The following is a 12,004-nucleotide window of genomic DNA, read 5'->3' on the forward strand; positions in this document are numbered from 1 at the left end:
CCTGACTGAATTGTGACGCTATGTACGTCAATACTCAGAGGATTAATCATGCCTTTACGAAATTTCTTACTGGGCGCGCTAGGCGTCTTTGCTCTCTGCGGCTGTCAGCTTGGATCGGGGGCAAGCTCAACGGATGCGGAAAGCACCGTCGGAACTACGGTCAGTCGTGACTCGGTCACGCTACACGCCAACGATGGTCAGACTCATCAGTATGCGCTGGAATTCTATGTGTTGTACCGGGAAGACAATCCAGATATGCAGCTGCGGCCGGCCAACTTGGATCACACTCCCTACAATATACCCACCTGGCTGGCCGTGGATCGCGCCGAAGCCGATCTGGAAGCCGTGGAGCGTGATGCCGCGACCGCTGGCGATGGTTTCGACGCGTCGATCCTGGAAGGCTCTGCCGAGGCGCGCACAGCCAACTATTTTGCCAGTGGTCGAGTGATCGCGGTCAAACCGGATTCCGTGGAGCGCGTGGGCAACACCTTGCATCTGAGCTTTGCGGACCGCGAAGAATTCTCCCTGAAAGCCGAATTGACGCTGGAGAGTGCGTATCCCTCATTGTCATTCACGCTGCAACCAAAAGAAGCCGGCTTCTTCTCCGTCGGTTTTATGGGGGCGCCCGCCTTTCCCGCAGAGCGTACAGAAGAAATCTGGCAACCCCTGATCTGGCAGGAAAAATCCTTTCCGGATCGCTCCTATCTGACGCTCGCTTACCGCGCGCCTTTGCCTACTACGCTGGTGCGTGCAGACGGTGTGAACTATGGTGTGGTGGCCGATCCGAAAGAGTTTCCATTCGACCCGCTGCCCCTGGCCGATAATAGCCGCTTTGGTGTGGCCTTGCGCAACCCCAACGGCGATGCTCAGCCGATGTTGTTCTCTCCGGTGTTGGGTGGCTTTGAATCAGAAATGAAACCGGGTGATCGCTACTCCTTCACCTCGCACCTGATCGCGGAAAAGGCGGAGTCCATTACGGGCACCTATGAATCGATCGCTCGTCAGCTGTATGACTTCCGTGACCACCGGAAGAACGGCATTGCCTCATTGAACACCACGTTCCAGAACATCGTGGATTACTCTCTGACCGATTACGCGTGGTTTGAAGAAGAGCTGAAAGGTTCAGCGTACTCCACGGACGTACCAGGTGCCGTTAAAAACGTCACCAGCCTGAATGCGTTGGAATTGGCTCTGGTCACCGATAACCGGGCGATGTTTGAAGACCGTGCCTACCCGACGCTAGAGTATATGCTTTCGCGGGAAAAATTCCTTTTCAGTCTGGACCCGAAGCAGAAAATCCAGAACCCGTCGCGCAACATGTTCGGCCCGATTGCGCCGATTTCCGAACTGAGCGCTTTACACAATATTTTGGGCGGCGCCAATGATTTCTTTATAAAGCTGGCCGAGGAAGAGTACAACAGTACGCGCATTCGCAACCTGGACGTTGAAGAGAATGGCGATACCTGGTGGAACTCGCTGTGGCTGTATAAAGCCAGCGGGGATGAAACGTATCTGAATCGTGCGGTGGAAGGCGCTGATGCCTATCTGGCCTCGCGTGTTGGAAAGGGGGCCAGCGAACCGGCCGGCTTCTTCTGGACCCAGTTTACTCCGCGCTTTATCGAGCTTTCAGAGTTGTACGAAGTTACCGGTGAACAGCGTTACCTGGATGCGGCGCACGAAGTCGCCCGGCACTACACCATGTTCACCTGGATGGCTCCGAAAATTCCAGATCAGAAAGTTCTCGTGAATGAAGATGGAAAGGCGCCAATTTACTGGTACCTTAAGTCCAAAGGCCACCAGCAAATGTACACCGATGAAGAAGCGGTGGACGCCTGGCTGTTATCGGAAATCGGTCTGACGGCTGAGTCGTCCGGCACTTCATCGGGGCATCGTGCGATCTTTATGGCCAACTACGCCCCCTGGCTATTGCGCATTGGCTATTACGCGGACGACACCTTTTTGCAGGAAGTGGCCAAGGCCGCCATCATCGGACGCTATGAAAACTTTCCGGGTTATCACATCAACACCGCGCGGACCAACATCTATATGAAAGAGTCCTACCCGATGCATCCGTTCAAGGAGCTGAGTGTCAACTCGTTCCACTTCAACCACATTCTTCCGATGGCCTCCATGTTGTTGGATTACCTAGTCACGGATGTGTTTGTGCGCACCGACGGTCAAGTGAACTTTCCCTCTGAGTACATCGAGGGTTATGCCTATCTGCAAAACAAGTTCTATGGTCACGCGCCGGGCTCATTCTATGGTGAAGAGGGTGTGAACCTCTGGATGCCGAAAGGACTGCTGGCTATCGATGATATTGAACTTAATTACATCAGCGGCTTTAAAGACAACTCACTGTACATCGCCTTTACCAACCAGTCCGACCAAACCGTCTCTGCGCGGGTGCAATTGAACGAAGCCCTGGTGGACACAGCCGACTCGCTCTCAGTGACCCGCTGGCGCGAGAACCGCCTGGTCGGAACCGATTCGGTCAGTGGTGATGCGCTGAAGGTGCAGGTAGCGCCCCACGGAGTCACGGTGGTGAAAGTGGACGGGGCTACGGCGATAACCGCCTTCCGTCAAAACTTCACCGGCCAACCCGAGATCGCGCAGAACGACTATCAGGAGCTTGACGTGGGTAACGCCCGAGCCATGTTGATTCAACTGGGAGGTTACGGCGAGCGCGCTTATATCTACTTGAGAGATGACGACAACAAGGTCGCGTCCGCCACCTTGCGCTATACCGACACGCAGGGTCGTGAGCGCTCCGTGACGGATGATGAATTCCCCTATGAGTTCACGGTGGAGCTGCCGTCCGAAGCGTCCGGTCTAACGTTCGAGCTGGAGACGCGCGGGGTGGACGGTCGCGCGCGACAAAGCGACCCGGTCACGCTGGGACACTGAGAGCAGGAGCTTTTACGGGGAGCTTCGAGCTCCCCCTTTTTTGCCTCTGTTGAGCCCCTGGCAGGGTAAGAAAAGACAATATCCTGCTTTACAAATATCTTTAATAGATACATAATTGTTGGGTGGGTGCTGCGCTTTCCAAGTGCCATTCACTGGTGATTTCACAATAACGAGTGGCGGGAGACGCGAGTGTGAACAGCTTTGATTACGGTGTGGCGCTTCTATTTTCGCTTTTGGTGCTGGCCCTCGGGATGATGTTTTCCAGAAGCGGCAAGAACATGAAGTCCTTTTTCGCAGCGGGGGGTGCCGTACCCTGGTGGGTCAGCGGCCTCTCCCTGTTTATGAGTTTCTTTTCGGTGGGCACCTTTGTGGTGTGGGGTTCTATCGCTTACGCCGACGGTTTTGTGTCGGTCATGATTCAGTCCACCATGGCGATATCCGGCCTGGTCATCGCTCTGGTCGTTGCGCCCGCGTGGAATAAAACCCGCTCCCTGACGGTGGCGGAATTTATCTCCCGCCGATTGGGCGACAGTGTGCAGCGGAAATTTTCGGCCTTGTTTTTACTGATCAACCTGTTCACGGCGGGCGCGTTTCTGTACCCGGTGGGGAAAATTATTGAAGTGACCACAGGACTGCCGTTGGAACTTGCCATTCTGGCGCTGGGCATTTTCATCATCGCCTACACCGCCGTGGGCGGGCTCTGGGCGGTACTGGTGACGGATGTCCTTCAGTTCACTGTGCTCAGCGCGGCCGTAGTGATCGTCGTTCCGTTGTCTCTCGGGGCGGTCGGCGGCATGTCTGGATTTCTGGACAAAGTGCCCGAGGGCTTTATGGCGCTGCACAACGACGAATACAACCTGATTTTTCTCGCGGCTTTCACGGTGTACAACATTGTGTTTATTGGAGGGAACTGGGCATACGTGCAGCGCTACACCAGCGTATCCAGCCCGCGCGATGCGCGCAAAGTGGGCTGGCTTTTCGGCGGGCTCTATTTATTGGCGCCGGTGGTCTGGATGATCCCGCCAATGGTTTACCGCGTTCTGGACCCCTCTCTGGCGGGTACCCAGGCGGAGGATGCGTACTTATTAATGAGCCAGAAAGTGGTGCCCGCCGGATTGCTGGGGCTGATTCTCGGCGCCATGATTTTCGCGACTGCCAGCTCGGTGAATACCACCATCAACATTGCGGCGGGCGTGTGGACGAACGATATTTATCGCCATTTCAAAAAGCAGACCAGTGAACGGGAAGTCATGCTGATGGCCCGTCTCTCAACGTTGGTGTTTGGCTGCATGGCCATTACCGTCGCGCTGCTGGTTCAGAGCATGGGCGGCATTGTGTCGGTTGTCCTGAGTGTGGCGGCTTTAACCGGGGCGGCGATTTACCTGCCGCCGATCTGGGCCATTTTCTCCCGCCGGCAAACGGGGTTTAGCATTTTAACAACTACCATAGGCAGCCTGACCATCAATCTCTTTCTTAAATTTGGTTGGCCGTGGCTCGGCGGTGACGCGTTAACCCGGTCGGCCGAAATGCTGGTGGGCGTATCGGTGCCGGTCGCGTTTCTTCTGGGTTTTGAGGGGTGGTACGCCTGGCGCAAGACCCCGAATCCGACCTGTGAGGCGTACCTCGAATATCGCGCGGGACAAAGCGCGAGCACCGAAGGCGACGCGACTTCGGTGGAGGCCAACCGTTATGCCGTTCGAATACTGCTGGCGGGCGTGGCCATGATTGGGCTGCTGATCGCTGCACTCGGTGTGTTGGCAGAGTCCGCTAGGCTGGCGACGCTGTTGGTCGGCGTAGTGATTTTTGTACCGGCGCTATGGGGTCTGAAGCCGTTGCAGTGGTTCTCAAAGAAAAGTAGAACGTAAAAGCGAGCCGTCGCTTGCTCGTCAACGGGCTGGGCAATGCGGCGACGCATTATGAGTTTGATCTGATTTTGTTAGGATACGATTATGTTGTTACACGATGCTTTGCCCGAGGGGCGCCAAAATACCATCAAGCGCATTGACGCAGAGCTGGTGGTTATCGGTGGTGGGCTGTCCGGTTGCTGCGCGGCCATCTCGGCGGCGCGGGCGGGAAAAACGGTGTGCCTGATTCAGGATCGGCCCGTGTTGGGAGGCAATGCCTCCAGCGAAGTTCGCCTCTGGAGCCTGGGCGCCACTTCGCACATGGGTAATAACAATCGCTGGTCCCGTGAAGGAGGCATCATCGATGAGTTGTTGCTGGAAAACTTGTATCGAAACCCGGAAGGCAATACCGTTATTTTCGATACCGTGTTGCTCGACAAAGTTCGTGCGGAAAGCAATATTACACTGTTGCTGAACACCGCCGTGTACAACACGGTAAAAGACGGCACGCGCCATATTGCCGCCGTGCAGGCATTTTGTTCGCAGAATTCGACCACTTACGACGTTCAGGGGCAGTATTTTTGCGACGCGTCTGGTGACGGTCTCGTGGCGTTTCAGGCAGGGGCCGCTTTCCGGATCGGCGCCGAGTCTTGCGAGGAGTTCGGTGAAAAACTGGCTCCGGAGAAAGCGGACACGGAGCTGCTGGGCCATTCCATTTACTTTTACAGCAAGGATGTGGGCCGCCCGGTGAATTTTGAGCCGCCGTCGTTTGCCAGTATTGACAAAGTGACGCTGGATCGCATCAAACGCATTCGTCGGGACGATATCGGGCCGCGTCTCTGGTGGCTGGAATACGGTGGCAACTGCAACACGATCGAAGACACCGAGGAAATCAAGTGGGAACTCTGGAAAGTTGTCTACGGCGTGTGGGACTACATCAAGAACAGCGGCAACTTTGATGGCGTGGAGAACCTGACGCTGGAGTGGGTCGGAACGATACCGGGCAAGCGCGAGAGCCGCCGCTTCGAAGGCCTCTACATGATGACTCAGCAGGATGTGGTGGAGCAAAGGTCGTTTCCCGATGCGATCTCTTACGGCGGCTGGTCGATTGACCACCATCCCGGAGACGGCGTTTACAGCAATAAAGCGCCGTGCCGCCAGTTTCATTCCAAAGGCGTCTACCAGATTCCGTTGCGAAGCATGATCAGCAAGGACATCGATAACCTTTTTTTTGCGGGACGGATTATCAGCGCGAGTCATATCGCGTTCGGTTCCACACGCGTCATGTGTACCTGCGCACACGGTGGGCAGGCGGTCGGACAGGCGGTGGCGCTGTGTCTGGAAAGCGGGTGGCAACCTACGGAACTGCTCGAAACAGAACCTCTGGCGATGCTGCATGGCAGGCTCAATGCCATGGGACATTTTATTCCCCAAGTGCCTTCGGTACCGACCGATAATCTGCTCAGCCGCGCGACGCTGGAATCGTCCAGTGAACTGATGCTGGAACAACTGCCGGCCGACGGTCCGTGGAGATCCCTGGCTGTGTCCGCAGCGCAATGGTTGCCGATGAAACAGGGCGTGAGCTATACCGTGCGCAGCCGCATCCGATCGGCGGCGGAAAATCGCTTGACGGTACAACTGAGGGCCAGCTCCAAACCGGAGAACTTCACTCCGGATCTTGTGCTGGAAGAAGTCGAGGTGGCGGTCTCTCCGGGCGAACAGGACGTGACGGTAACGTTCTCGAAAACGCTGCCTGCCGATCAGTACGGTTTCATTGGCTTTATCGGGGATGAAAGCCTGGAAATTGCCTGCTCTGAATCGCGAGTCACTGGGCTGGTCTCTGTCTTCAATGGTAAAAATGAGGCAGTGTCGAACAACGGTCGACAACTGGCGGAGCCGGGTAGCGGTATTGACGAGTTTGAATTCTGGACGCCCGAGCGCCGTCCCGGTGGCCACAATCTCGCCTTATCGGTGTCGCCGCCCATCAGTGATTTTTCCGTGCAGAACCTGACCAGTGAATACACCCGTCCCTATCAACGGTCCCATGCCTGGGTGGCGGCGCCGGGTGACGTCCAGCCAGAAGTCATCGTTCGCTGGACCGAGGCGCAGAAATTGACCCGCGTGACGCTTTACTTCGATACGGACTTTGATCACGCACTGGAATCGTCACTCTACGATCACCCCGAACGAACCATGCCGTTCTGTGTGAGTGATTACGAAGTCTATGCCGACGGCGACCGCTTGCTGAAAGCCGTGAGCAATAACTACCAGAGTCGCAATGAACTGTTGTTGGACGAGCCGGTGACGACGAAGACATTGCGTTTACGATTGAAGCGCAAAAGTGCGCAAGTGCCGGTCTCTCTCTTCGGGCTGAGCGCGAACTGAACGGAGGGCGCATGATGGAAAACACGATTCTGGTGACGGGCGGGGCGGGGTTTATCTGTAGTCACACCTGTATCGCTCTACATGAAGCAGGATTTCGGCCCGTGATCCTGGACAACTTTTCCAATGCCAGTGCCAGAGTGCTGGATCAGTTGGAGCGCATAACCGGACAGCGTTTTCCGCTGGTGCGCGGCGACATCCGGGATGCTGATCTGTTGCGCGACACCTTTCAGCGCTATTGCATTGATGCCGTGTTTCACTTTGCGGCGCTCAAGGCAGTCGGTGACTCCGTGCGGCAGCCATTGGCTTACTATGAAAACAACGTGGGTGGTTCTATAGCGCTGTTGCAGGTTATGCAGCAGTGCGGCGTTCGGCGTATGGTCTTCAGCTCGTCCGCTACCGTTTATGGTGAGCCACACTATGTGCCCATCGATGAGGCTCACCCGATCGGGGCCACGAACCCCTACGGTTGGACCAAAGTCATGGTGGAGCAATTACTGCGTGATGTTGCCACGGCCGATCCGGATTTTCTTGCACTGGCACTGCGGTATTTCAACCCGGTAGGCGCTCATGAAAGCGGCCTGCTGGGGGAAGATCCCCTGGGCACGCCCAATAACCTGGTGCCGTTTATTGCTCAAACGGCCATCGGCCGCCGCGAACACGTGCAGGTGTTTGGGGCGGATTACCAGACGGCCGATGGCACAGGCGTGCGTGATTATATTCACGTCATGGATCTGGCCGAGGGGCATGTCGCCGCGTTTCGAACTCACCGCGGGGACTTCGGATTCAAGCCCTATAATCTAGGTACCGGGCGCGGCAGTTCCGTGCTCGAAGTCATCAACGCTTTCGAAAAGAGTTGCGGCTCACGCATTCCCTGGAAAGCGGCACCCCGCCGGCCGGGAGACGTCGCCGTGAACTGGGCCGACCCGGCCCTGGCCGTCAAACGACTCAACTGGCAAGCCCGTCGGGACCTGCAAACCATGACCGACGATGTCTGGCGCTGGCAGTCCGCTTACCCCAACGGCCTGCAGGAGCACACATCATGAGTACGCATCCTGCTGGCATGCATCGCCGTAAAAATTTACTGACCGGTGACTGGGTACTTGTATCGCCGCATCGCAATAATCGCCCTTGGAAGGGCGCAACTGAGGCGACTCAAACCAAGGAAGTGTCCGCTTACCAGACTGACTGTGCGCTCTGTCCGGGAAATACGCGAGCCAACGGCGAGCATAACCCGCCGTACCGTGAGACCTTTGTCTTTACGAATGATTTTTCGGCACTTTCGAAGCTTTCGGGACCGGACGAGACGCCCGCGTGCGACGGCGACGACGCGCTGTGGGTGAGCGAGGAGGTGTTTGGCGAGTGCCGCGTTGTTATTTTTTCTCCCGACCACAGCCAGTCGTTGCCGCGGATGACCGAAGCGGAAATCGCCAGAGTGGTCAACACCTGGGTAGCGGAATTCAAGCGTTTAAGAACGACGTATCGCTGGGTGCAGGTGTTCGAAAACAAAGGTGAAGTGATGGGGTGTTCGCAGCCGCACCCGCACGGTCAGATCTGGGCCCACGATTTTGTCCCCTCGCTGGTAACCAGGGAGGATGAGTGCCAGGTGAATTACCACCAGCGCCATCACTCACCGCTGTTGCTGGACTACGCCATGCGCGAATCGCGCAGTGGGGCGCGTACCGTGGTGGAAAACGATGACTGGATTGCAGTGGTTCCTTACTGGGCGGCCTGGCCGTTCGAAACCCTGTTGCTGCCCAAACACCTGATCGCCCGGCTCGACGATATACCTGAGCCGTTGCAGCGCTCGCTGGCCAGCGCACTCAAGGAATTGACCGTTCGCTACGACAATTTATTCCAGTGCAGCTTTCCCTATTCCATGGGATGGCACGGTGCCCCGAACCATTTGAGCCAAACGGCGCACTGGCAATTGCACGCGCACTTTTTCCCGCCGTTGTTGCGTTCCGCCACCATCAAAAAGCACATGGTAGGCTACGAAATGCTGGCAGAGGCGCAGCGCGACCTGACGCCCGAAGTAGCCGCCAGTGCATTGCGTGATGCCGGTGCTGTCCATTACTCAGAAAGGGGGTGAAGCTGTGCAATTATCCGATGTAATAGGTGCTGCCGACAGGTTTGAGCTGGATGATGCCTTCGATATGCGAGGCGCGTTCCAGAAAGTGTATGGCGTCGCCGCTACCGGTGTGGTTTCCGCACCAGGCCGAGTGAACCTGATCGGTGAACATACCGATTACAATCAGGGTTTTGTGCTGCCCTGCGCATTGGAGTTTCATACCCGTGTCGCCTTCCGTCCCCGCGCGGACAGCCGGGTTCAAGTCACCTCGTTGAACTATGGGCTCGAAACGGTCCGATTTGACCTCGCGCAGCGGCTACATCGCGGACCGTGCGACTGGGTCAATTATATTGTCGGTGTTTACGATGTGTTGCTAAAGCTTGGCCATCGCCTCAGAGGGGCCGACCTCCTGATTATGGGTAATGTTCCGCAAGGCGCGGGCTTGTCGTCATCGGCGGCGTTGGAAGTGGCCGTGGGCGGTGCGTTGAACGCCATGAACGAATGCGGACTTTCACCGCAAGACATTGCCCGGATCGGACAGCAGACCGAAAACGACTTTCTCGATTGCCAAACCGGCATTATGGACCAGATGGTATCGGCCTGCGCGCGTCAGGGACACGCCCTTTTGTTGGATTGTGAAGACCTGTCGACGCAGCAGATTCCCATGGTGGCCGGTTACGAACTATTGATTATCAACTCCAACGTTAAACGTTCGCTGGTGGGCAGCGAGTACAATCAGCGTCGTCTGGATTGCGAGACTGCCGCGAAAACGTTGGGTATTCCCAGTCTGCGCCACGCATCGGTTGAGCGGTTGCAAGAGGGGCGAACCGATATGAGCGAGAACGCCTATCGTCGCGCCCTGCATGTCATTACTGAAAACGAACGCACCTGTCAGGCTGCGGAGGCATTGGCCCGGAACGATTTTTCCACGCTTCGGGAACTGATGTACGCCTCCCACGATTCGTTGCGGGACTATTTTGAAGTCACCGTTCCCGAGACCGATTTCCTGGTGGATTTGATTCGATCCCAATCAGGCGACGCGGGTGCGGCCCGCATGACCGGCGGCGGATTCGGTGGCGCGGTGGTGGCGCTGGTGGAACCCGCTCTGGTGGAAACGGTCAGCCAGGCGCTGCGCGAAGCGTATCCGCGAACGTTCGGATTGCAACCGGATATCTACCGCTGTCGCACCGGGAATGGTATGCGACTGGAATAAATCAGAACCATAAAGTGGCAGGGCTCCTTTCGATGACTTTCATATCGATGACGTTCATAACAATAATTTCCACCGTCTTTAAGCCGTCGTTGCGCTGGGTTGCGATACTGTTACCGTTTCTGATGTACGCTGCCCCGGTGCTCGTTGTAGCCCAACCTGCGACCAAAGCAGGTACGGAGACAGAGTTGAGCCTGCCGCCGGTATTTACAGACCATATGGTCTTGCAGCGCGATCAGGACATACCCGTCTGGGGGAAAGGTCAGCCCGGCAGGGACGTTTCGGTCAGTCTGAATAATGAGTCGGCGGTGGACACCACTGTACTGGCGAATGGCCGCTGGCAGGTGATGTTGCCGGCGAAAAACGCCGGTGGACCTTATGTACTGACGGTACAAAGTGAGGCTGAGCGAATCGAGTTCAAGGATGTTTTTCTCGGTGATGTCTGGCTGATGGCCGGTCAGTCCAACATGGCATTTCGGTTCCGTCACTCCGCATTGGCCGAGCAGCAGGTGGCGATCGCCTCCTTGCCCAATCTTCGGATTCGTTTGCTTGAAGTGCCGAAGGTCGTGTCTGGTGGTAAACGACAGGAGCGTCCGCCCAAACCCTGGCAGGTTGCCAGTGCATCTGCTGTCAGTAACTGGTCGGCGGTCGCCCTGCATTTTGCGCTGGGGTTGCAACCGACACTCAAGGATGAGAGTTCCTCTCCGGTGGCGGTTGGCATGATCAATAGCAGCCAGGGGGCATCCCTAGTGGAAGCCTGGATGACCCCGGAGTCGTTGGAGTTGGCCGGCGGTGAGACACCGCAGGTGTTCACGGATATCCGGCGTTATTATCGCAACCCTTCGGTGCTGCAAAAGACCATGCTGGCGAGCGTTCAGCCCTACGCGGTGAAAGGCGTGGTGTGGTACCAGGGCGAATCGAATGCAGCGCGAGCCGGTTATTATGAAAAGCGGTTGTCAGCCATGATCACAGGTTGGCGGTCACTGTGGCAGACACCCGATCTACCTTTTCTGGTAGTACAGCTACCGATATATCAGCCTCCCAATGACAGCAGCAATACTAAATGGGCTGAGTTGCGCTCTGCGCAGGCAGCGGCAACAAGAAGCACACCTAATGCGTGGCTCTCGGTCACTATTGATACGGGTGACAAAGACGACGTCCACCCGGTGGAGAAGAAAGCAGTCGGTGACCGGCTGGCGCAACTGGCGCGAGCAATGGTGTATGGGCACGCGGTGCCTTATCGGGGACCCGAACCCTCCGTTATCAGTTATCGGGGCAACCGTGCTGAAGTAAGCTTTCGTTACGCTGACGGCGGGTTAAGTGTCGTTGGTAATGAACCGCCCGCCGCCCTCTCGGTGCTGGGTTCTGACGACCATTGGCAGCGTGCCGAAGCCAGCGTGGAAGGAAACATCCTGGTCGTTCAACACCCTCAAGGTCAACCGATTTCAGGCGTTCGCCACGCCTGGTCCAACGCGCCGACGGTCAATCTTTATAACGCCCAGGGTTTTCCCGTGGAACCCTTTGAAGACCGTCAGCCGCGTCCGAACCACTGAAAGGCAATTCAAACTGTACCAAACCCGTAAACGCCCCTCG

Annotated in this window: 7 protein-coding genes; all 7 read left to right on the forward strand. The window is 56.7% G+C overall.

All coding sequences use genetic code 11. The features are described from left to right. The first annotated feature begins 48 nt into the window (after positions 1 to 48). Positions 49 to 2,904, forward strand: coding sequence for a hypothetical protein (locus CMG77_RS00530; RefSeq protein ID WP_286806555.1), 2,856 nt, complete (start codon positions 49 to 51; stop codon positions 2,902 to 2,904). Positions 2,905 to 3,155: 251 nt separating this feature from the next. Further along, entirely contained in the window at positions 3,156 to 4,769 is a 1,614-nt protein-coding gene (locus tag CMG77_RS00535; RefSeq protein ID WP_286903406.1) for a sodium:solute symporter family protein, read from the forward strand. 84 nt (positions 4,770 to 4,853) lie between these two features. After that, positions 4,854 to 7,133 (forward strand): FAD-dependent oxidoreductase, encoded by a 2,280-nt coding sequence (locus CMG77_RS00540; protein ID WP_286806556.1) that lies wholly within the window; start codon positions 4,854 to 4,856, stop codon positions 7,131 to 7,133. A 14-nt stretch (positions 7,134 to 7,147) separates the two neighbouring features. Continuing rightward, positions 7,148 to 8,176, forward strand: a complete 1,029-nt coding sequence (galE, locus tag CMG77_RS00545; RefSeq protein ID WP_286903407.1) for a UDP-glucose 4-epimerase GalE — start codon at positions 7,148 to 7,150, stop codon at positions 8,174 to 8,176. Then, entirely contained in the window at positions 8,173 to 9,222 is a 1,050-nt protein-coding gene (locus CMG77_RS00550; protein WP_286806557.1) for a UDP-glucose--hexose-1-phosphate uridylyltransferase, read from the forward strand. The genes galE and CMG77_RS00550 overlap by 4 nt, the downstream gene beginning before the upstream one ends. Then, a complete protein-coding gene (gene galK / locus CMG77_RS00555) occupies positions 9,188 to 10,414 on the forward strand; it encodes a galactokinase (RefSeq protein ID WP_286903408.1) in 1,227 nt (408 codons plus the stop codon). The genes CMG77_RS00550 and galK overlap by 35 nt, the downstream gene beginning before the upstream one ends. A gap of 185 nt (positions 10,415 to 10,599) precedes the next feature. Next, entirely contained in the window at positions 10,600 to 11,964 is a 1,365-nt protein-coding gene (locus CMG77_RS00560; RefSeq protein ID WP_286903401.1) for a sialate O-acetylesterase, read from the forward strand. Positions 11,965 to 12,004: the final 40 nt, after the last annotated feature.

This window comes from Marinimicrobium sp. (genome assembly GCF_002695945.1).
Lineage (GTDB): Bacteria > Pseudomonadota > Gammaproteobacteria > Pseudomonadales > Cellvibrionaceae > Marinimicrobium > Marinimicrobium koreense.